Below are 21,436 nucleotides of genomic sequence, written 5' to 3' on the forward strand. Positions count from 1 at the left end.
CGCGGCGCGGAGGAGGATGAGGCCGTCGGCCCACTGAGCCGCCGTACCGAGGGGGAGTACGCCATGACCAGTCGTCTGCTGATGCCCGTCAGGACCGCGAACAGGACCGCGGACCGGACCGCGAACAGGACCGCGAACAGGACCGCGAACAGGACCGCGAACGGGACCGCGGACCGGACCGCCGGCCGGGGCGCGGGCCCCGGGCTCTCGCCGGAGCCCGCCGGGTCCACCCGCCCCACGCCGATCCTGGACCTGGAGCACCCGCGGGTCGTCGCGTTCGTGGCGAGGGTCCTGCGGGAGGCGGACGAGCGGGGCGCGGTGACGGCGCGCGACCGGCTCCGGACGGCCCACGGGATCATCGTCCCGACCGTCCGCCCGGTGTACTCGGTGGAGGACCGGCGCCGTGTGTCCCGGACGCTGCGCCTCGGCCGCGGGTCGTGCAGCCAGCGCATGGCGGTCCTTGAGGCGGTGGCCCGCTCGCTCGGCGTGCCGACCCGCGTGCGGGGCCTGCTGGTCGACGGCACCTTCTGGTACCCGCGCTTCCCGAGGCTGCGTCCGTTCGTGCCCGAGGAAGTCCTGCTGGCCTGGCCGGAGTTCCTGCTCGACGGCGCGTGGGTGCCGGTGGCGGAGCTCTTCGGGACCCAGGACACGCGTACGGCGGACGGCTTCACCAACTCCGGCCCGGAGACGCTCTTCGAGGCCGTGGCCCGGACCTCGGTGGACTGGGACGCGCCGGCCGCGTGCGCGGGCTCCACCGCCCCCTGCGACCTCTCCGCCCACCTCCGTACGGACCTCGGCCGCTTCGACTCGCGCGACGCACTGTTCGCGCGGCACGGCCAGACGCTGTGCCGCCCCGCCCGCGCCCTCGCCGAGCCCGTCCTCGGCCGGTGGAGCGCGGGGGCGGCACCCCTGTCGTCCGCTACCCCTTCCGCCGCCTGATCGTGTTGCCGAGCCACACCAGCGGGTCGTACTTGCGGTCCACGACCCGCTCCTTCAGCGGGATCAGCGCGTTGTCGGTGATCCGGATGGACTCCGGGCACACCTCCGTGCAGCACTTGGTGATGTTGCAGTAGCCGAGCCCGTGCTCCTCCTGCGCGCTCCGCCGCCGGTCGATCCCGGCCTCCTCGGCCGCGTCCAGCGGGTGCATGTCGAGCTCCGCGACCCGCATGAGGAAGCGGGGCCCGGCGAAGGCCTGCTTGTTCTCCTCGTGGTCGCGGACCACATGACAGGTGTCCTGGCACAGGAAGCACTCGATGCACTTCCTGAACTCCTGCGAGCGGTCCACGTCCTCCTGCCGCATCCGGTACTCGCCGGGGCCGAGCCCGGCGGGCGGGACGAAGGCCGGGATCTCCCGGGCCTTCGCGTAGTTGAAGGAGACGTCCGTGACCAGGTCGCGGACGATCGGGAAGGCGCGCATCGGGGTCACGGTGATCACCTCGTCCCGCGCGAAGACCGACATCCGGGTCATGCAGAGCAGCCGGGGCCGTCCGTTGATCTCCGCCGAGCACGAACCGCACTTGCCCGCCTTGCAGTTCCAGCGCACCGCGAGGTCCGGCGCCTGGGTGGCCTGGAGGCGGTGGACGACGTCGAGGACGACCTCCCCGTCGTGCACCTCGACCGTGTAGTCGGTCAGCTCGCCGCCGTCCGTGTCGCCCCGCCACACCCGGAACCGCGCGTCGTACCCACTCATGACCCCAGCTCCCCTTCCAGTTCGCCGTCGGCGAGGTACTTGGCCAGCTCCTCCTGCGCGAAGAGGGCGAGCAGGTCCGGACGGATGGGCTCGGTACGGACCCGTTCGAGCCCGATGCCGTCGCCCTCGGCACGGCACAGCAGGTTCACCGGGCGCCAGTCCCGCACCATCGCGGGGTGGTCCTCACGGGTGTGACCGCCCCGGGACTCGGTGCGCTCCAGGGCCGCCCGGGCCACGCACTCGCCGACGAGGAGCATGTTCCGCAGGTCGAGGGCGAGGTGCCAGCCCGGGTTGAACTGCCGGTGCCCCTCGACGGTGATCCGGCGGGCCCGCTCCCGCAGGGCGGCGATCCGCTCCAGGGCCTCGGCCATCTCGCCCTCCCGCCGGATGATCCCGACGAGGTCGTTCATCGTCTGCTGGAGTTCCTGGTGGAGCGTGTACGGATTCTCCGTGGGTCCCGGGGCGGCGCCGCCGAACGGGGTCAGTGCCTCCACGGCCGCCGCGTCGACCTCGGACGGTACGACTCCGCCGCCCGCCCCGGACATCGCGTACTGCGCCGCGTAGAGCCCGGCGCGCCGGCCGAAGACGAGCAGGTCGGAGAGGGAGTTGCCGCCGAGCCGGTTGGAGCCGTGCATGCCGCCCGCGACCTCGCCGGCCGCGAAGAGCCCCGGCACGCCGACCGTCGCCGCCGTCTCGGAGTCGACGGCCACGCCGCCCATCACGTAGTGGCAGGTCGGCCCGACCTCCATGGCCTCCGCCGTGATGTCGACGTCGGCCAGCTCCTTGAACTGGTGGTACATCGAGGGGAGCCGCCGCCGGATCACCTCCGCCGGCATCCGCGTCGACACGTCGAGGAACACCCCGCCGTGCGGGGAGCCGCGCCCCTCCTTCACCTCGGAGTTGATGGCCCGCGCCACCTCGTCGCGCGGCAGCAGCTCGGGCGGGCGCCGGTTGTGGTCGGGGTCCTCGTACCAGCGGTCGCCCTCCTCCTCCGTCTGCGCGTACTTCTCCTTGAAGACGTCGGGGACGTAGTCGAACATGAACCGCTTGCCCTCGGAGTTCCGCAGCACCCCGCCGTCGCCGCGTACGGACTCGGTGACGAGGATGCCCTTCACCGAGGGCGGCCAGACCATCCCGGTCGGATGGAACTGCACGAACTCCATGTTCACGAGTGGTGCGCCCGCGAGCAGGGCCAGGGCGTGCCCGTCGCCCGTGTACTCCCACGAGTTCGAGGTGACCTTGAAGGACTTGCCGATGCCGCCGGTCGCGAGGACGACCGAGGGCGCCTCCAGGACCAGGAAGCGCCCGCTCTCCCGCTCGTAGCAGAAGACGCCGGCGACCTGCCCGTTCGCGCCCTTGAGGATCCGCGTGACGGTGAACTCCTGGAAGACCTTCAGCCGCGCCTCGTGGTCGCCGGTCTCGCGGTGGTCCTCCTGCTGGAGGCCGACGATCCGCTGCTGGAGGGTCCGGATGAGTTCGAGGCCGGTCCGGTCGCCGACGTGCGCGAGCCGCGGGTACTCGTGCCCGCCGAAGTTGCGCTGCGAGATCCGGCCGTCCGGGGTCCGGTCGAAGAGGGCGCCCCAGGTCTCCAGCTCCCAGACCCGCTCGGGGGCCTCCTGGGCGTGCAGCTCGGCCATCCGCCACTGGTTGAGGAACTTCCCGCCGCGCATGGTGTCGCGGAAGTGCGTCTGCCAGTCGTCGTGCTCGTTGGCGTTGGCCATGGAGGCGGCGATGCCGCCCTCGGCCATGACGGTGTGGGCCTTGCCGAAGAGGGACTTGCAGATCACGGCGGTACGGGCGCCCGCCCGGCGCGCCTCGATCGCGGCCCGCAGCCCGGCCCCGCCGGCCCCCACCACGACCACGTCCCACTGCTGTCGTTCCACCACTGCCATCTCAGAAGAACCTCACGTCAGAAGAACCTCGGGTCGTCGAAGGCGCCGGTCGCGAGCAGGTACACGTACAGGTCGCACACGGCGACGCTGATCAGCGAGGCCCACGCGAGCTGCATGTGCCGTCGGTTCAGCCGCCCGGTCCAGGTCCACAGCCGGTAGCGGACGGGGTGCTTCGAGAAGTGCCGCAGCCGCCCGCCGACGATGTGCCGGCAGGAGTGGCAGGACAGGGTGTACGCCCAGATGAGGACGATGTTCACGAGGAAGACCAGCGTCCCGAGCCCCGCGTGCCCCCAGGCGTACGAGGCGTCGCGGAAGGTCAGCACGGTGTCGTACGTGAGGATTCCGGCGACCGGCACCGCCGCGTAGAAGAAGTACCGGTGGATGTTCTGCAGGATCAGCGGGAAGCGCGTCTCGCCCGTGTACGTGCGGTGGGGCTCGGCGACCGCGCAGGCCGGGGGCGACGCCCAGAAGCCCCGGTAGTACGCCTTGCGGTAGTAGTAGCAGGTCAGCCGGAAGCCGAGCGGGAAGATCAGGATGAGCAGGGCGGGGGAGAGCCCCCACCAGCTACCGAAGATCTCCCAGTTCGGCCCGCCCTTCATGGGGACGCAGTTCGACGCCAGACAGGGCGAGTAGAACGGCGAGACGTAGGGGGCCGCGTAGTAGTCGGCGGCGGCGAAGGCCCGCCAGGTCGAGTACGCGACGAAGGCGAGCAGTCCGGCCGCGGTGGCGGCGGGGGAGAGCCACCAGCGGTCGGTGCGCAGATGGCGGGCGGCGATGGCGGCGCGCCCCGGGGAGCGCACCCCCGTCGCGGAGCCGGGCGGTTCCGTACCTGTGGCCAACAGGCCCTCCTACGGTCGGTTGCCGGTACGTCCTACGGCGCGTGGCGGTCGCTCGCTCCCAGCCCCTCGTCGTCCACGTCCTTCCACAGCCCGCTGTCGTACGGGGCGTCGGGGATGGTCACGAGGCTCTCGGCGCGGCCGGCGGACGGCGTCGGGGGAGTGCCCCGCTCCGCGGCGATGCCGCGCTCCAGCTGGCCGACCGTGCGGACCAGGTCTTCGAGGCAGCGCTTGACGGCCGCCAGATCGTCCTGAACGGACATGGGTTGCCCTCACTTCCGCGAGCGGCTTCCGCAGGAGTGTCGCGCGTCACATCGCGCTTGGGAAGCCATGTGCACCGGATTCCACTCGTCCGGAGCGCACCGGCCCCGGGGTGTTGGGCCGCACGAGTGGGGTTTTCCGGACGTGCCGCCGTGTCGCCGTGGCCGGATCCGATCCGTCCTTTTCAGTGTATGAGCAATAGGTCTGATCATCTCCAAATGGCATAAATCTGGACGAAGGGGTACAAGTCATGTCCCAGTTCGGCGCCCCTCGCGGGAGGACATGCTCCAGGAGCCCCCGCTCCCGCACGCTCCGCTCCGTCGCCACCCTCACCAGTGCGGTCCTCGCCGTCACCGTGCTCGCCGGCTGCAGCTCCGGCGACGACGCCGACGAGGCCCAGGCCGCAGCGCAGGACAACGCCCCCGCCAAGCGCGACGCGGTCGCCGACGGCGGCACCCTGCGCTGGGCCGTCGACGCGCTGCCCACCACCCTCAACAGCTTCCAGGCCGACGCCGACGGCACCACCGCCCGCATCGCCGGAGCCGTGCTCCCCTCCCTCTACACGCTCGACGGGCGGGGTCGGCCGCAGCTGAACCCGGACTACCTGGAGTCAGCGCGGGTCGTCGAGACCGAGCCCAAGCAGGTCGTCCTCTACAAGCTCAACCAGCAGGCCGTGTGGAGCGACGGCCGCGAGCTCGGGGCCCCCGACTTCGTCGCCCAGTGGCGGGCGCTGAGCGGCCGCGACACCGCGTACTGGACCGCCCGCAACTCCGGCTACGAGCGGATCGAGAAGATCGAGCGGGGCAAGAACGACCTGGAGGTGCGGGTCACCTTCTCCAAGCCCTACGCCGACTGGCAGTCCCTCTTCACCCCGCTCTACCCGAAGCAGGTCATGGGGTCCCCGGCCGCCTTCAACGACGGGGCGCGCACCACCCTCAAGGCCACTGCAGGACCGTTCCTGCTGAAGTCGATCGACCGCGGGAGCGGCGACGTCACCCTGGCCCGCAACCCCCGCTGGTGGGGGCAGTCCGCCAAGCTCGACAGCCTCGTCCTCAAGGCCGTCCCCCGCGCCGACCGGGCCGCCGCCCTCGCCGCGGGCAAGCTCGACCTGGCCGAGATCGACCGCTCCACGGCCGAGCGGATCGCCCTCGCGCTCCGGGACGCCCGCGCCGGCCGGAACGGCGCCCAGGCGGCCCTCGCCCACGGCCCCGGCTCGGCGATCACGCCCTCCAAGGCCCTGAAGTCCTGGGCCCTCGCGTACGGCTCCGACGAGGAGAAGGCGGAGGAGGTCCAGGCCGCCCGCCAGAAGAACCAGCAGGCCATCGCCCAGTACGCGAGCCAGCAGAACACCCTCGCCGGCTTCGTCGTCCGCAAGTCCCTGGAGCCCGCCTACACCCAGCTCTCGCTGAACGGCGAGTCCGGCGCGCTCGCCGACGAGCGGGTACGACGGGCGGTGGCCCGCGCGATCAACCGCCAGGAACTGGCCGAATCCGTACTCAAGCCGCTCGGCCTCCCGGCGACGCCCCCCGGCAGCCACCTGGCCCTCGCCGGGCAGGCGGCGTACGCGGACAGCAGCGACGCGCTCGGCGACCAGGACACCAAGGAGGCGAGGGCACTCCTCGCCGACGCGGGCTGGGTCCCGGGCGGGGCGGTCCGGAAGCCGGCCGGCACGAAGGACGGCGCCGAGGCCGGCAGCGAGGCCGAGAAGGCGGAGAAGGCCAAGAAGGAGAAGACGGAGCAGGAGAAGAAGGCGGAGCAGGAGAAGAAGGGGACCAAGCCCGGCGAGAAGGCCGACGGCTCCTCCACCGACGCCAAGAAGAAAGCGAACGACACCGCCTCCGACGAGGGCCTCTACATCGTCGGCGACGACAAGCCCGGCGACCCCAGGGCCCTCCCCGCCCCCGTCATCGGTGCCGCCGGCCCCGAGAACGGCACCGGCATCCTCACCCCGGCCCCCGCCGCCGCGCGCCAGAGCGCCGCACTCCTCGCCCGGGCCGAGGCACTCGACACCGGGGCGGGCTCCGGCGCCCAGGCCGCCCACCCGGTCGCGAAGCCGGACCGGGGAGCGGCCGGGGCCTACGCCCCGCTCGGCACCGCCGCCCCCGTGACCGCGCCGCAGGCCACGCGGGCCCTCGGCAAGGACGGCAAGGAGCTCAGCCTCCGCTTCGTCCTGCCCTCCGGGCCCGGCTCCGAGGCGCTGCGCGCCGTCGGCGACCGGATCGTCCGGATGCTCGACGCGGTGGGGATCCGTACGCAGGTCACCAAGGTCTCCGACGACAGCTTCTTCAAGGACCACGTCGCCGCGGGCGACTACGACCTGGCCCTCTACTCCTGGCCCGCCTCCGCCTTCCCGGCGACCGACGCCCGGCCCATCTTCGCCAAGCCCGAGCCCGCCTCGGACGGCTCGCTCCTGGTCGAGCAGAACTACTCGCGGGTCGGCACCGACCGCATCGACCAGCTCTTCGACCAGGCGGCCGGGACGCTCGACGAGGAGGAGTCCCGCGAACTCGTCCGCCAGGCGGACGCCCGGATCTGGGCCGCGGCCGGATCCATCCCCCTCTACCAGCGCCCGCAGCTCGTCGCGGCGAAGGCCGAGATCGTGAACGCGGGGGCCTGGGGCCTCGCCGCGCCCCGCTACCAGGACATCGGATTCAAGAAGCCCGAATCCTCCAAGGGAGCAGAGCGAAACCGCTGAAAGCTCCAAAGTCTCCGAAACCGCTGGTCACAACCTCAGAAGCAGCTCAAGTTCCTTGCCCGCCGGTGACCCCGGCGGGCAGGATCGCGTCGGCCGCTTGACCCGGCCAGTCCGCTGTCACACCGCAGTCGCACCACAGCACGTTCAGACGCGGTGCCCGGAGCGTCCCCAGCGCGGCCGGGCACACAACGAAGCCCCCTGAACACCCACCGAAACCCCCTAGTAGACCCTCTCGGATCCGGGCGGGGAAGCCCCTTGCGCGGCAGCCCCGTACCATAGGACATAGCCGTGGCGCGTCCGCCCGGCGGGCGTACGAGGAACTGACGCCAATCCCACGATCCGAGAGAAGCGCAAGCACCCATGCCCACGCGCCACGACATCCGTAACGTCGCCATCGTCGCCCACGTCGACCATGGAAAGACGACCATCGTCGACGCCATGCTCAAGCAGGCCGGTGCCTTCGCCGCCCACCAGCAGCTCGACGACCGCATGATGGACTCGAACGACCTGGAGCGTGAGAAGGGCATCACGATCCTCGCCAAGAACACGGCGGTGAAGTATCACCCCAAGGACGGCGGGGCCCCGATCACGATCAACATCATCGACACCCCGGGCCACGCCGACTTCGGTGGCGAGGTCGAGCGCGGTCTCTCGATGGTGGACGCGGTCGTCCTCCTCGTGGACGCCTCCGAGGGTCCGCTCCCGCAGACCCGCTTCGTGCTGCGCAAGGCCCTCCAGCAGCGCAAGCCCGTCATCCTCTGCATCAACAAGACGGACCGCCCGGACTCCCGGATCGACGAGGTCGTCAACGAGACCTACGACCTGTTCCTCGACCTGGACGCGGACGAGGACCAGATCGAGTTCCCGATCGTCTACGCCTGCGGCCGTGACGGCATCGCCTCGCTGACCAAGCCGGAGAACGGCACGGTCCCCGCGGACAGCGACAGCCTGGAGCCGTTCTTCTCCGCCATCCTGGAGCACGTCCCGGCCCCGGTGTACGACGAGGAGGCGCCCCTCCAGGCGCACGTCACCAACCTGGACGCCGACAACTTCCTCGGCCGCATCGCGCTGCTCCGCGTCGAGCAGGGCGAGCTCCGCAAGGGCCAGACGGTCGCGTGGATCAAGCGTGACGGCACGATCTCCAACGTCCGCATCACCGAGCTGATGATGACCGAGGCGCTCACCCGCAAGCCCGCCGAGGTCGCCGGCCCCGGTGACATCTGCGCCGTCGCCGGTATCCCCGACATCATGATCGGCGAGACCCTGGCCGACCCGGAGAACCCGATCGCGCTGCCGCTGATCACGGTCGACCAGCCGGCCATCTCCATGACCATCGGCACCAACACCTCGCCGCTCGTCGGCCGCGGTGGCACGGGCAAGGGCGCGGAGGCCAAGTCCGCGGTCAAGCAGCGCAAGGTCACCGCCCGCCAGGTCAAGGACCGTCTGGACCGCGAGCTCATCGGTAACGTCTCGCTCCGCGTGCTCGACACCGAGCGCCCGGACGCCTGGGAGGTCCAGGGCCGTGGTGAGCTCGCGCTCGCCATCCTGGTCGAGCAGATGCGCCGCGAGGGCTTCGAGCTCACCATCGGCAAGCCGCAGGTCGTCACCAAGCAGGTCGACGGCAAGACGCACGAGCCCGTCGAGCGCCTCACGGTCGACGTCCCCGAGGAGCACATGGGCGCCGTCACGCAGCTCATGGGTGTCCGCAAGGGCCGCATGGACAACATGTCGAACCACGGCTCCGGCTGGGTCCGCATGGAGTTCGTCGTTCCGTCCCGTGGCCTCATCGGCTTCCGTACGGAGTTCCTCACCAACACCCGTGGCACGGGCATCGCCCACTCGATCCACGAGGGCCACGAGCCGTGGTTCGGCACGCTGACGACCCGTAACAACGGTTCGCTGGTCGCCGACCGCGCCGGCGCCGTCACCGCCTTCGCGATGACGAACCTCCAGGAGCGCGGCGTCCTGTTCACCGACCCCGGCACCGAGGTGTACGAGGGCATGATCGTCGGCGAGAACTCGCGCTCCGACGACATGGACGTGAACATCACCAAGGAGAAGAAGCTCACCAACATGCGCTCCGCCTCCGCCGACTCCTTCGAGGCGATCGTCCCGCCGCGGAAGCTCTCCCTGGAGCAGTCCCTGGAGTTCTGCCGCGACGACGAGTGCGTCGAGGTCACCCCGGAGGCCGTGCGTATCCGCAAGGTCATCCTGGACCAGAACGCGCGTGGTCGTGCGTCTTCCCGCGCCAAGAACGGCTGAGTAAGGTCGCATACGGCCGAGCGCGGCGGGGTAGGTCATCGACCTGTGATCTTCGCCGCTCTCGACTGACATAGCGTCAGCACCAGAGCCCGGGCCCCCACAGATATCTGTGGGGGCCCGGGCTTTTCGTCAAGTTCAGTCAACTCCATTTCGACGGCCAGGTGTCCGGATATCGGCCATCGCTCTCCGGTACGTGTGTTAACGGTCCGTTTCGGGGGTGTCTGTCTGTGCTCAGTTTGTCCGGATTTCGGTATCTGGGGCCTTGGTGATGTTGTCAAAACGAGACCACTTAAGTGTGGTTTACAGCCCGGGCGTACTTAATAGTTGGCTCCATTGAGCTCGGGTCAATGGGTCACGCACTGTGGGGAGTGCCGACTCACGAGCACACTCGGGGCACTTGAGTGCTAGCCGTCAGGGGTGTCGGCAAAACTCGGAGTGCCCCTCTTGTAGTGACAAAGTGGACTCATGAGGAGGAACCCATGCGCGGTGCCAAGAGCGCCAAGTGGGTAACGGGCGCGATCATCGTCGCCCTTGCTGCGACCGCCTGTGGCGGGGGTAAGAGCGACGGCGGCAGCGACGCCAAGGGCGCTGTTGACCCGAACGGAATTTTCTCCATCGAGCTGGGCGAGCCTGAGAAGCCCCTGCTCACCGGTGACACGATGGAGTCCAACGGCTCCGCGGTCATGGCCGGCCTGTTCTCGACCCTGGTCGACTACAAGGCCGACGGCTCGCTGGAGATGATCAACGCCGAATCGGTCACCACGACCGACTCGAAGACGTGGACCGTCAAGCTCAAGCCGGGCTGGACCTTCCACGACGGCACCCCGGTGACCTCCAAGTCCTACGTGGACGCGTGGAACTGGAACGCCAGCCTGAAGAACGCCCAGGGCCTCGCGTCCTGGTTCGGGGACATCAAGGGCTACGACAAGGTCCACCCGGACGCCGAGGGTGCGAAGCAGACCGCCGACAAGCTCGAGGGTCTGAAGGTCGTCGACGAGACCACCTTCAAGATCGAGCTCTCGAAGGCCGTCCCGTACTTCGGTCACAAGCTCGCCTACATCGTCTTCGCGCCGATGGCCGAGTCCTTCTACAAGGACCCGACCGCGGGCGGCCAGAAGCCGGTCGGCAACGGTCCCTACAAGTTCAAGAGCTGGGACCACAAGAAGAAGATCGAGATCACGCGGTTCGACGGCTACAAGGGCCCGAACAAGGCGAAGAACGGCGGTGTGGTCTTCAAGAACTACACCACCCTCGAGGCCGCGTACGAGGACCTGAAGTCGGGCAACGTCGACGTTCTGCGTCAGATCGCGCCGAAGGACCTCCCGGTCTACCGCCAGGACCTCGGCGACCGCGCCGTGGACCAGCCGTACTCCGCGATCCAGACCATCGCCATCGCCTTCTACGCGGACCAGTGGAAGAAGCCGAAGGCGATCGACCCCAAGGTCATCCAGGGTCTGTCGATGGCGATCGACCGTGCCACCATCACCAAGACGGTGCTGCAGGGTACGCGTGAGCCCGCGACCGGCTGGGTCGCCAAGGGTGTCCTGGGCTTCCAGGAGGACGGTGGCGCCGGCGTCACCAAGTTCGACCCGGCGAAGGCCAAGGAGCTCATCACGGCCGGCGGCGGCGTCCCCGGCAACAAGATCTCCATCCAGTTCAACGCCGACGGTGGCCACAAGGAGTGGGTGGACGCTGTCTGCAACTCCATCACCCAGGCCACCAGCGTCCAGTGCGTCGGCGACGGCAAGCCGGACTTCCAGGCCGACCTGACCGCTCGCAAGACCAAGCAGGTCAAGTCGATCTACCGCTCCGGCTGGGTGCTCGACTACCCGGTGAACGCCAACTTCATCTCCGACCTGTTCCGCACGGGTGCGGCGGGTAACCAGGGCGACTTCTCCAACAAGACGCTGGACGCGAAGATCGCCAAGGCCGACTCGGCCGCGACGCTCGACGAGTCCGTGAAGCAGTTCCAGGCCATCGAGAAGGACCTGGTCAACTACATGCCGTCGATCCCGCTCTGGTACTACAAGGTCAACGCGGGCTACTCCGAGAAGGTTTCGGGCGTGGCTTACGGTCAGGACGGCGACCCGATCCTGACCGGCGTCGAGGTCAAGAAGTAATCACCCAAGCGTAGTCCGCACGCCGTCACGGGACTGACGGATCGTCAGTCCCGTCTCGGTGCCTTACGCAGTGGCTGGGGGGCCCTTCCACGACATAGCCGTGCCCGATCGAGGGCATAGCTGTGCCATGGGAGGGCCCGTCGGTTGCCGCTGTCACATCTCAACGGAGGCATGATGGGGCGTTATGTCGCACGACGACTGCTCCAGATGATCCCGGTTTTCCTCGGGACGACCCTGCTGATCTTCCTCATGGTGCACAGCCTGCCCGGTGACCCCGTGCTGGCGATGTTCGGCGACAAGGGCGCCGACCCGGCGACTCTCGCCGCGAAGCGCCATGAGCTCGGTCTCGACAAGCCGGAATGGCAGCAGTACCTGTTCTATATGCGGGACATGATCCTGCACCTGGACTTCGGCACCCAGATCCGCAACGGTCTGCCGGTCACCGAGGTGCTGGGCGACGCGTTCCCCATCACGCTCCAGCTGGCCGCCCTGGCGTTCGCCATCGAGCTGATCTTCGGCATCGGCCTGGGCATCATCGGTGGCCTGCGCGCCGGCCGCTTCGCGGACAACCTGATCCTGATCTTCACCCTGCTGATCATCTCGATCCCGGTGTTCGTCCTCGGCTACATCATCAAGATGGTCTTCGCCTTCAACCTGGGCTGGATCGACCCGAACGTGAGCACCGAGCCGCAGCTGAGCGAGATGCTCGCTCCCGCCATCGTCCTCGGCGGTCTCTCCCTTGCCTATGTGGCGCGGCTCACCCGCACCTCCATGGCGGAGAACCTGCGCGCCGACTACATGCGTACGGCCGTCGCCAAGGGCCTGCCGCGGCGCCGGGTCATCGGCGTCCACCTGATGCGCAACTCGATGATCCCCGTGGTCACCTTCCTCGGCACCGACATCGGCGCCCTCATGGGCGGCGCGGTCGTCACCGAGGCGATCTTCAACATCAAGGGAATCGGTGGCGTCATCGCCGAATCGATCTCCCGTCGCGAAGGCTCCACCCTGGTCGGCCTGGTCACCATCCTGGTGATCGTCTACCTCGTCACCAGCCTGCTCATCGACCTGCTGTACGCGGTCCTGGACCCGAGGATCCGGTATGCCTGACGTGACCAAGACCGCCACCGCAGTCGAGGACGCCGTCGCCACCCCCTCGGTGGACGCGTCCGTCCCGGCGGCAAAGCAGGAGAAGGCCCGCAGCCTCTGGGGCGACGCCTGGGCCGACCTCCGCCGCAACCCGTACTTCATCGTCTCGTCGGTGCTGATCGCGCTGCTGCTGCTGATCTCGGTGTGGCCGACCCTCTTCACCAGCGCGTCCCCGACCGCCGGTGACCTGGTCCACCACTTCCTGAGCAAGCCCGAACTGGGCAACATCGGCTCGCCGGAGTGGCTGGGCTACGACCAGCAGGGCCGCTCCGTCTACGCCCGACTGATCCACGGCACCCGCGCCTCGATCATCGTCGGCGTCTGCGTCACCGCGATCGTCACCGTCGTCGGCGGCATCATGGGCATGATCGCCGGTTACTTCGGCGGCATCGTCGACGCGATCCTCTCCCGGATCACCGACGTCTTCTTCGGCATCCCGTTCCTGCTCGGCGCCATGGTCGTCCTGCAGTCGTTCGTCGAGCGGACCGTCTGGGTCGTCGTCTTCGCCCTCGCGTTCCTCGGCTGGACCCAGATCACCCGCGTCATGCGCGGTGCCGTGATCACCGTCAAGCAGGCCGACTACGTCCACGCGGCGAAGGCCCTCGGCGCCGGCACGATCCGGATCCTCTTCCGGCACATCCTGCCGAACGCCATGGCTCCCGTGATCGTCGTCTCGACCATCGCGCTCGGCGGCTACATCTCGGCCGAGGCCACCCTGTCCTTCCTGGGTCTGGGCCTTGCCGCCCCGACCGTCTCGTGGGGTGTCGACATCTCCGCGGGTGTCGCCCAGATCCGAGTGGCCCCGCACGTCCTGCTCTGGCCCTCGATCATGCTGAGCCTCACCGTTCTGGCGTTCATCATGCTCGGCGAAGCCGTCCGCAACGCCCTCGACCCCAAGCTGCGCTGAGGAGGGCGTAAAAGATGAGCATCATCGACAAGACCGCGACCGTCCCGGCGCCGCGCGGCGGAGCCGACTACAACGGTCCCCTGCTCGAAGTCCGCGACCTGCACGTCGAGTTCCACACCCGTGACGGTGTGGCCAAGGCGGTCAACGGAGTCAACTACTCGGTGAACGCCGGCGAGACCCTCGCCGTCCTCGGCGAGTCCGGCTCCGGCAAGTCCGTCACCGCGCAGGCCATCATGGGCATCCTCGACATGCCGCCGGGCAAGATCCCGCAGGGCGAGATCCTGTTCCGCGGCGAGGACATGCTGAAGATGTCCGAGGAGGAGCGCCGCAAGGTCCGCGGCCGGAAGATCGCCATGATCTTCCAGGACGCGCTGTCCTCCCTCAACCCGGTCCTCACCGTCGGCTACCAGCTCGGCGAGATGTTCCGCGTGCACCACGGCATGTCCAAGAAGGACGCCAAGGTCAAGGCCATCGAGCTGATGGACAAGGTCAAGATCCCCGCCGCCAAGGCGCGGGTCTCCGACTACCCCCACCAGTTCTCCGGCGGTATGCGCCAGCGCATCATGATCGCCATGGCGCTCGCCCTGGAGCCGGACCTGATCATCGCCGACGAGCCCACCACGGCTCTCGACGTGACCGTCCAGGCCCAGGTCATGGACCTCCTCGCGGAGCTCCAGCAGGAATACAACATGGGCCTGATCCTGATCACCCACGACCTCGGCGTCGTCGCCGACGTCGCGGACAAGATCGCCGTGATGTACGCCGGCCGGATCGTCGAGCAGGCTCCGGTGCACGAGCTGTACGGGCGCCCCGCGCACCCGTACACCCGAGGCCTCCTGGACTCGATCCCGCGCCTGGACCAGAAGGGCCAGGAGCTCTACGCGATCAAGGGCCTGCCGCCCAACCTGCTCCGCGTGCCCACCGGCTGTGCCTTCAACCCGCGCTGCCCCAAGGCCGACGACATCTGCCGTACGGAGATCCCGGCCCTGGCGCCGGTCACCGAGCAGGACGGCGCGGATCTCCCGGGCCGTAAGAGCGCCTGCCACTTCTGGAAGGAGACGATCCATGGCTGACCTCAGCAAGAACGACGAGGCCGTGGCCGCCGCCGTCGAGGCCCCCGTGGGCCGCGGCGAGCCGATCCTCCAGGTGCGCAACCTGAAGAAGCACTTCCCGCTGACGCAGGGCATCCTCTTCAAGAAGCAGGTCGGCGCGGTCAAGGCCGTGGACGGGGTCTCCTTCGACCTCTTCCAGGGCGAGACCCTCGGCATCGTGGGCGAGTCCGGCTGTGGCAAGTCCACGGTCGCCAAGCTCCTGATGAACCTGGAGCGGGCCACCGCCGGCGAGGTCTTCTACAAGGGCCAGGACATCACCAAGCTGTCCGGGCGCGCGCTGAAGGCCGTCCGCCGCAACATCCAGATGGTGTTCCAGGACCCGTACACCTCGCTCAACCCGCGGATGACGGTCGGCGACATCATCGGCGAGCCGTACGACATCCACCCCGAGGTGGCCCCGAAGGGCGACCGGCGCCGCAAGGTGCAGGAGCTCCTCGACGTCGTCGGTCTGAACCCGGAGTACATCAACCGGTACCCGCACCAGTTCTCCGGCGGTCAGCGCCAGCGCATCGGCATCGCCCGCGGCCTCGCGCTCAACCCGGAGATCATCATCTGCGACGAGCCGGTCTCGGCCCTGGACGTCTCCGTCCAGGCGCAGGTCATCAACCTGATGGGGAAGCTCCAGGAAGAGTTCAACCTCTCCTACCTCTTCATCGCGCACGACCTGTCGATCGTCCGGCACATCTCGGACCGCGTCGGCGTCATGTACCTCGGCAAGATGGCCGAGATCGGTACGGACGAGCAGATCTACGAGCACCCGACGCACCCGTACACGCAGGCGCTGCTCTCCGCGGTGCCCGTGCCGGACCCGGAGGCCCGCGCGCACCGCGAGCGGATCATCCTCACCGGTGACGTCCCCTCGCCGGCCAACCCGCCGTCGGGCTGCAGCTTCCGCACCCGTTGCTGGAAGGCGCAGGAGAAGTGCTCGCAGGAGACCCCGATCCTCGCGGTCCCGCAGCGCTTCCAGGGCCAGGACACCCCGGCCGCCCACTTCTCGGCGTGCCACTTCGCCGAGGAGAAGCAGGTCGTCCCGGTGCACTGACGCACTGACGCGCCGTCCGGTCCGGTCCGTCCGGACACCGAGAGGCCCCCGCCACCCGCAAGGGTGGCGGGGGCCTCTCGCGTTGCCGGGGAGTCCCGTTCCCGTCCCGCGTCCCACGGCCCGTCCCGTGAGGCCGACGGGATGCCGGCCCCGTCCGGCGCCCCTGCCTCGACCGTCGCCGGCACACCGCCCCACCACGCCCGCCCCGGGACGGGTCCCAGGCGCCGGGACACCCGGGAAGGCCCCCAGGGACTGGCAGCGTGTGCGGCGGCGCAGCCCACCGCGCCGCCCGCCGCCACCTCAGGACAAGGGGTCTCCGTGAACGCACTCACCCGCAGGTTCGCCACCGTCGGTTCGGCTCTCGCGATGGCCGCGTCGAGCCTGCTGCTCGCCACGTCGCCGGCCTCGGCGGCGGAGTCCTGCTACGCGGCCCAGTGCGAGGGCAAGGACCCGGCCGCGACCGTCTGCCAGAGCGACGCGCGCACCGTGGGCACCACCGAATGGAACGTGGAGCTGCGCTACAGCCCCACCTGCCGGACGGCCTGGGCGCGTTACAGCGGCGGCGTGAGCTTCGCCCTCACGGTCACGGTGGAGCGCCGGAACGGCGACGGGTCCTACACGCCGTACTACTCGACGCCCTACCGCGGCAACGGGGCCTCCGTCTGGACACGGATGACCAACGACGCGGGCTACCTGTCGCGTGCCTGCGTCCGCTTCGACTCGGGCTTCAGCTGCACCGCCCCGTATTAGGGAGTGTCGTGTCGATCAAGCCGGGCTCGCGGCGCCTGATGCCCAAGACACCCCCTGGACCGCAGAAGGAGCACGTCACCGTGAACACGCTCACCCGCAAACTCGCGACCGCCGGTTCGGCGCTGGCTCTCGCCGCGTCGAGCCTGCTGCTCGCCTCGTCGCCGGCGTCCGCCGCGGCGTACTGCAACGGGCCCGACTGCACCGGCAAGGACCCGAGCACCACCGTCTGCCAGAGCGACGCCCGCACGGTCGCCAGATCGAGCTTCGGCACCGAGCTGCGCTACAGCCCCACCTGCCGCGCCGCCTGGGCGCGGCAGAGCGGCGACACCGCGATGACGATCTGGGTCGAGAGCAACACCGGCCTGGAGCAGTCCGCTTACCACTCCGGCAACGGCACCGTGTGGACCGCGATGATCGACGACAGGGGCATCATCGCCAGGGCCTGCGGTCACATCATGGGATTCGAGCAGTCGGCGTGCACGACCTGGTACTAGGGCGCTCCCTGATCCGGCCTGATCGACAAGACACCCCCTAGACCCCTCAGAAGGAGCACCCGCCATGAAGGCGCTCACCCGCAAGCTCGCCACCGTCGGTTCGGCGCTGGCCATGGCCGCGAGCGGCCTGCTGTTCGCCTCGTCCCCCGCCTCCGCCGCCGAGATCTGCCACGCGGAGACCTGCCACGGTCGCGACCCGGCGACGACGATCTGCGCCGACGACGCCCGGACGGTGCTGTGGGACCGCACCGGCAGGGTCGAACTGCGGTACAGCCCGCAGTGCCGGACCGCCTGGGCCCGGCAGGCGTTCGGCGGGGCGGGCCGGATCACGGTCAACAACTCCCAGGGAGCCGTCTTCGCGGCGGACTACGTCGGCATGAACCCCGTGTGGACCCGGATGGTGAACGACAAGAACATCACCGCCTGGGCCTGCGGGAACTGGACCGACGGGCAGTACGGCTGCACGAACAGGTACTGACCCCTCGTCATCCCGCACCCAGGAGCCCTCATGCGCACCTCCGTCGTCTCCCGGCTGGGCGCGTTCGCCTCGGCGTCGGTCCTCGCCGCGACCGCCCTGATCTCGGGCGCATCCCCGGCCTCCGCCGCCACTCCCTGTCAGGGGAGCGGCTGCGCCGGCCTCGACCCCGCCACCACCGTCTGCCAGAGCGACGCCCGCACGGTACGGACCGCCGACTGGGGTGTCGAGCTGCGCTACAGCCCCACCTGCCGGGCCGCCTGGGCGCGCAAGACCTCCGGCGCCTCCTTCGACACGGTCATCCGGGTGCACAACTCCCAAGGGGCCTCGGAGAGTGTCTATTACGGCGGCAACGGAACGGCGTACACCGCGATGGTCAGCGACAAGGACATCCTCGCCTGGGCGTGCGAGGTGCGCGCCTACGAGACCCTCCAGACCCACTGCACCGGCAGTTACTAAGGACGAGCGCCCATGACCACGGTCACCGGACCGAACCCCCGCCGCCGTACCCTCCTCACCGGCGCCTTCGCCCTCGGCGCCGCTACCGTCCTGCCCGTAGGCCTCGCCGACCGGGCGCGGGCCGCCACCGGCGTCCCGGTGATCGCGGACTGCGCCGCCTGGGGCGCCCGCCCCGCGAGCAGCCCCCTCACCATCCTGCCCACCCCGCCCGTCAAGATCATCGTGCACCACACGGCCACGCCCAACGTCACCGACTACTCGCAGGGTCAGGCCTTCCAGCTCGCCCGCTCCATGCAGAACTGGGCGATGGACGACCGGAGTTGGATCGACACCGGGCAGCACTTCACCGTCAGCCGCGGCGCGTACATCACCGAGGGCCGCCACAGCAGCCTCGCCGAACTCCAGCGCGGCACCCGGACCGTCGAGTCCGCGCACTGCACCGGCCAGAACACCGTCGCCATCGGCATCGAGAACGAGGGCACCTACACCTCGGTCGACCCGCGCGGCGCGCAGTACGCGGCGCTGGTCGACCTCTGCGCCCACATCTGCCGCCAGTACGGCCTGCGGGCCTACCAGATCTACGGACACCGGGACTTCAACGCGACCGAATGCCCCGGTGACCGCCTGTACGCGCTGCTCCCGCAGCTCCGGCGGGACGTCGCCGCGCGGATCGGCGGCGACCCGACGGCCCCCGTCTGGCCGCTGCTGCGCACGGGCGACACCGGCGACCGGGTGCGGGCGCTCCAGCACCACCTGATCGGGCGGGGCGCCGTGCTCACCGCCGACGGGTCGTTCGGCCCGGCCACGGAGAAGGCCGTACGCGACGTCCAGAGCCTGACGCGGGCGACGGCCGACGGCCTGGCCGGCAACCAGACCTGGCACCAACTCGTCGCGCCCGTACGGCGGGACGAGTCGGGGGAGGCCGTCAAGGCCGTCCAGGTCCTGCTCGGCGCGCGAGGGGTCCCCACCACGGTGGACGGCGTCTTCGGATCCGGCACCCAGGCGGCGGTCACCACCTTCCAGACGGGCGCGGGACTTCCCGCCGACGGTCTCGTCGACGCCCGTACCTTCGGCCGCCTGCTCGGCTGATCCAAGCGACAGCCGGACTTCCCACCTCGCAGGAGGAGCACTCAGTCATGCCCTCGCACACTCTCCCCGCCGGCCGATGGGCGGTGCTCCTCGCCGCCGTCGTCGCCCTGCTCGTCGGCCTCGTCTCCCCGGCCCAGGCCCTGGGCGGCGCCTTCGCCCCGACCCAGAGCAAGGGCAACCGCGGCTCGGACGTCGCCGCACTCCAGTACCTGCTCAACGCCCAGGGCGCCGGGCTCACCGCCGACGGCGTCTTCGGCGCCGGCACCGACTCGGCGGTCCGTTCCTTCCAGACGGCCAAGAGCCTCGACGCCGACGGGATCGTCGGCCCCAACACCTGGAAGGCGCTCACGCCCACCGTGCGGGAGGGCAACCAGGGCGAGGCGGTGAAGGCCCTCCAGCACCTGCTCAACGCCAAGCGCGGAGCCGGCCTCACCGTCGACGGCGCCTTCGGCCCCGGCACCGCCTCGGCCGTACGGACCTTCCAGGGCCACGCGGGCCTGGGCGCGGACGGCGTCGTGGGCCCGGACACGTGGACGAACCTGCTCTGGCATTACGAAGCCATCGACTACGCCTACAACGCCGGCACGCTCTGCAACCAGAGCCCCGACGGCAACACCTCCGCCGACTGGGGCACCGCGGCCGCCGTCGCCCAGCTCGAAGCCGCCGCCCGCAGCTTCTCGGCCCTCGGCCGCGGCAAGGTGCCCGTCGGCGACGTGGGCTTCGAGCACGGCGGCACCATCAACGGCCACGCCAGCCACCAGGTCGGGCTCGACGCCGACCTCTGGCCCGTCCGTACGGACTCGGCCCAGTGCGGCGGCTCCCGGATCACCTGGCAGTCGGCCGCCTACGACCGCGGCGCGACCCGCGAGCTGGTCAAGGCCCTGCTCGCGGCGGCTCCCGGCCACGTGAAGTTCGTGTACTTCAACGACCCGCAGCTGATCGCGGAGGGGCTGACGGTCCAGTACCCCAACCACGACAACCACCTGCACATCCGGTACTGCGAGCCGGTCCACCCGAACGCCTCCTACCAGTGCTGACCGCTGCCGCCACGGCAGTCGTGACCCCGAGGAAGACGACACGATGAGAAGAATCCCGGGCTTGGCGGCCACGCTGCTCGCCACCCTGATGGCCGCGCTGACGGCCGGGCTGCTCTCGGCGGGCCCCGCCCTCGCCGCCGACTGGCCCCTCGTCCGCAAGGGCGACTCCGGCGTCCAGGTGACGACCGTCCAGCACCTGCTGACGGCCCGCGGCTACGCCACCGGCGCCGACGGCGCCTTCGGCGACGGCACCGAGGGCAAGGTGAAGAGCTTCCAGAGCGCCTCCGGTCTCTCCCCGGTGGACGGCATCGTCGGCGCGGACACCTGGTCCAAGCTGATCGTCACCGTCCGCAAGGGCGACAACGGATCCGCCGTCAAGGCCGTGCAGACGCAGCTCAACCGGTACGGAGCGGGCCTCGCCGTCGACGGCGACTTCGGCGACGGCACCGACGGCAAGGTCAAGAGCTTCCAGGGCTCCAAGGGTCTCGACGCGGACGGCATCGTCGGCCCCGACACCTGGCGCGCCCTGGTCACCGGCACCTCCGGCGGCAGCGGCGGCAACAGCGGCCTGCTGACCCACTCCGGGGCGGCCGCGATCTTCACCTCGGCCGGCGGCATCAACTGGACCTCCTCCGGTAACTGCTCCAACCGCAACAGCACCACCTGCACCTCGTTCGACGGCCTGCGCCGGTCCTCCGCCGACGGCACCGTCACCCTGCGCAGGGCGAGCGGCTGCGCCCTGACCATCACCGGCGGTACGGAGGCCGGGCACATGAGCGGCACGTACAGCCACTGGAACGGCTACAAGATCGACTTCAGCCCGACCGCCTGCCTGAGCAACTACATCACCGGCACCTTCCCCAGGACCGGGACTCGCGCGGCCGACGGCGCGGCGCTCTACACCGCCCCCTCGGGCAACATCTACGCCCGTGAGAGGGACCACTGGGACGTGACCTTCCTCAACTGACGTCACCTCATCCCGAGCGATCCCGAGCGATCCCCAGCGATTCCGAGCGAATTCCGGCGACGGCGGCCGGTCGCGGCGCAGCATGCCGCGGCCGGCCGCCGTCGCGCCATGTCTCCCGTACCGCGTCTCCCGTACCGCCTCCGCGCCGCCTCGCCCCACCAACGGGTGCCGAGAACATGCATGCCTTCTGATTTCGGGTCAT

At 69.9% G+C, this 21,436-nt stretch carries 19 protein-coding genes; 15 read left to right on the plus strand and 4 right to left on the minus strand.

Annotated features, from left to right (window positions below; all coding sequences use genetic code 11):
- Positions 1–63 precede the first annotated feature (63 nt).
- Positions 64–939, plus strand: a complete 876-nt coding sequence (locus tag ACZ6K0_RS05395) for a transglutaminase domain-containing protein (protein WP_469227785.1) — start codon at positions 64–66, stop codon at positions 937–939.
- Here ACZ6K0_RS05395 and ACZ6K0_RS05400 read toward each other — a convergent pair.
- From ACZ6K0_RS05400 to ACZ6K0_RS05415, 4 genes are read right to left on the minus strand one after another with little or no spacing between them, the layout of a single operon-like run.
- Positions 920–1,690 carry a succinate dehydrogenase/fumarate reductase iron-sulfur subunit gene (locus ACZ6K0_RS05400; protein ID WP_376402328.1) on the minus strand — a complete coding sequence of 257 codons (771 nt, stop codon included), beginning with the start codon at positions 1,688–1,690 and terminating at the stop codon, positions 920–922. The two genes, ACZ6K0_RS05395 and ACZ6K0_RS05400, sit on opposite strands and share 20 nt — an antisense overlap.
- The gene (locus ACZ6K0_RS05405) at positions 1,687–3,582 is read right to left on the minus strand and encodes a fumarate reductase/succinate dehydrogenase flavoprotein subunit (protein WP_376402331.1); all 1,896 of its coding nucleotides are present in this window, start codon (positions 3,580–3,582) and stop codon (positions 1,687–1,689) included. Before ACZ6K0_RS05405 ends, ACZ6K0_RS05400 begins: the two co-directional genes overlap by 4 nt.
- A 17-nt stretch (positions 3,583–3,599) precedes the next feature.
- Positions 3,600–4,421, minus strand: a complete 822-nt coding sequence (locus ACZ6K0_RS05410; protein ID WP_469227783.1) for a hypothetical protein — start codon at positions 4,419–4,421, stop codon at positions 3,600–3,602.
- 32 nt (positions 4,422–4,453) lie between these two features.
- Complete coding sequence (locus ACZ6K0_RS05415) at positions 4,454–4,681, minus strand: hypothetical protein (protein ID WP_376402336.1); 228 nt, start codon at positions 4,679–4,681, stop codon at positions 4,454–4,456.
- A 248-nt stretch (positions 4,682–4,929) separates the two neighbouring features.
- On the opposite strand from ACZ6K0_RS05415, the gene ACZ6K0_RS05420 reads away from it, so the two are divergent.
- The 14 genes from ACZ6K0_RS05420 to ACZ6K0_RS05485 all read left to right on the plus strand — a co-directional run bounded on the left by ACZ6K0_RS05420 (position 4,930) and on the right by ACZ6K0_RS05485 (position 21,234).
- Positions 4,930–7,374, plus strand: coding sequence for an ABC transporter family substrate-binding protein (locus ACZ6K0_RS05420; RefSeq protein WP_469227782.1), 2,445 nt, complete (start codon positions 4,930–4,932; stop codon positions 7,372–7,374).
- 360 nt (positions 7,375–7,734) lie between these two features.
- On the plus strand, positions 7,735–9,636 hold the full coding sequence (gene typA / locus ACZ6K0_RS05425; RefSeq protein ID WP_187622338.1) for a translational GTPase TypA: 1,902 nt from the start codon (positions 7,735–7,737) through the stop codon (positions 9,634–9,636).
- A 479-nt stretch (positions 9,637–10,115) separates the two neighbouring features.
- Positions 10,116–11,756 (plus strand): peptide ABC transporter substrate-binding protein, encoded by a 1,641-nt coding sequence (locus ACZ6K0_RS05430; RefSeq protein WP_376402342.1) that lies wholly within the window; start codon positions 10,116–10,118, stop codon positions 11,754–11,756.
- Between the two features lie 174 nt (positions 11,757–11,930).
- A complete protein-coding gene (locus ACZ6K0_RS05435; RefSeq protein WP_376402396.1) occupies positions 11,931–12,863 on the plus strand; it encodes an ABC transporter permease in 933 nt (310 codons plus the stop codon).
- A complete protein-coding gene (locus ACZ6K0_RS05440) occupies positions 12,856–13,809 on the plus strand; it encodes an ABC transporter permease (protein ID WP_376402344.1) in 954 nt (317 codons plus the stop codon). The genes ACZ6K0_RS05435 and ACZ6K0_RS05440 overlap by 8 nt, the downstream gene beginning before the upstream one ends.
- A 14-nt stretch (positions 13,810–13,823) precedes the next feature.
- Positions 13,824–14,882 carry an ABC transporter ATP-binding protein gene (locus ACZ6K0_RS05445; RefSeq protein ID WP_376402347.1) on the plus strand — a complete coding sequence of 353 codons (1,059 nt, stop codon included), beginning with the start codon at positions 13,824–13,826 and terminating at the stop codon, positions 14,880–14,882.
- Positions 14,875–15,963, plus strand: coding sequence for an ABC transporter ATP-binding protein (locus ACZ6K0_RS05450; RefSeq protein WP_376402350.1), 1,089 nt, complete (start codon positions 14,875–14,877; stop codon positions 15,961–15,963). Before ACZ6K0_RS05445 ends, ACZ6K0_RS05450 begins: the two co-directional genes overlap by 8 nt.
- A gap of 318 nt (positions 15,964–16,281) precedes the next feature.
- The gene (locus ACZ6K0_RS05455; protein ID WP_376402353.1) at positions 16,282–16,713 is read left to right on the plus strand and encodes a DUF2690 domain-containing protein; all 432 of its coding nucleotides are present in this window, start codon (positions 16,282–16,284) and stop codon (positions 16,711–16,713) included.
- Between the two features lie 80 nt (positions 16,714–16,793).
- Positions 16,794–17,207, plus strand: a complete 414-nt coding sequence (locus ACZ6K0_RS05460) for a DUF2690 domain-containing protein (RefSeq protein ID WP_469227777.1) — start codon at positions 16,794–16,796, stop codon at positions 17,205–17,207.
- Positions 17,208–17,271: 64 nt separating this feature from the next.
- Positions 17,272–17,685, plus strand: a complete 414-nt coding sequence (locus tag ACZ6K0_RS05465) for a DUF2690 domain-containing protein (protein WP_376412674.1) — start codon at positions 17,272–17,274, stop codon at positions 17,683–17,685.
- A gap of 30 nt (positions 17,686–17,715) precedes the next feature.
- The gene (locus ACZ6K0_RS05470; RefSeq protein ID WP_469227775.1) at positions 17,716–18,141 is read left to right on the plus strand and encodes a DUF2690 domain-containing protein; all 426 of its coding nucleotides are present in this window, start codon (positions 17,716–17,718) and stop codon (positions 18,139–18,141) included.
- Positions 18,142–18,153: 12 nt separating this feature from the next.
- Complete coding sequence (locus ACZ6K0_RS05475) at positions 18,154–19,230, plus strand: peptidoglycan recognition protein family protein (protein WP_469227773.1); 1,077 nt, start codon at positions 18,154–18,156, stop codon at positions 19,228–19,230.
- A gap of 47 nt (positions 19,231–19,277) precedes the next feature.
- Entirely contained in the window at positions 19,278–20,267 is a 990-nt protein-coding gene (locus ACZ6K0_RS05480; RefSeq protein WP_469227771.1) for a peptidoglycan-binding domain-containing protein, read from the plus strand.
- Between the two features lie 43 nt (positions 20,268–20,310).
- The gene (locus ACZ6K0_RS05485) at positions 20,311–21,234 is read left to right on the plus strand and encodes a peptidoglycan-binding domain-containing protein (RefSeq protein ID WP_469227769.1); all 924 of its coding nucleotides are present in this window, start codon (positions 20,311–20,313) and stop codon (positions 21,232–21,234) included.
- Positions 21,235–21,436 lie beyond the last annotated feature (202 nt).

This window comes from Streptomyces sp. NPDC042346, from assembly GCF_055581845.1.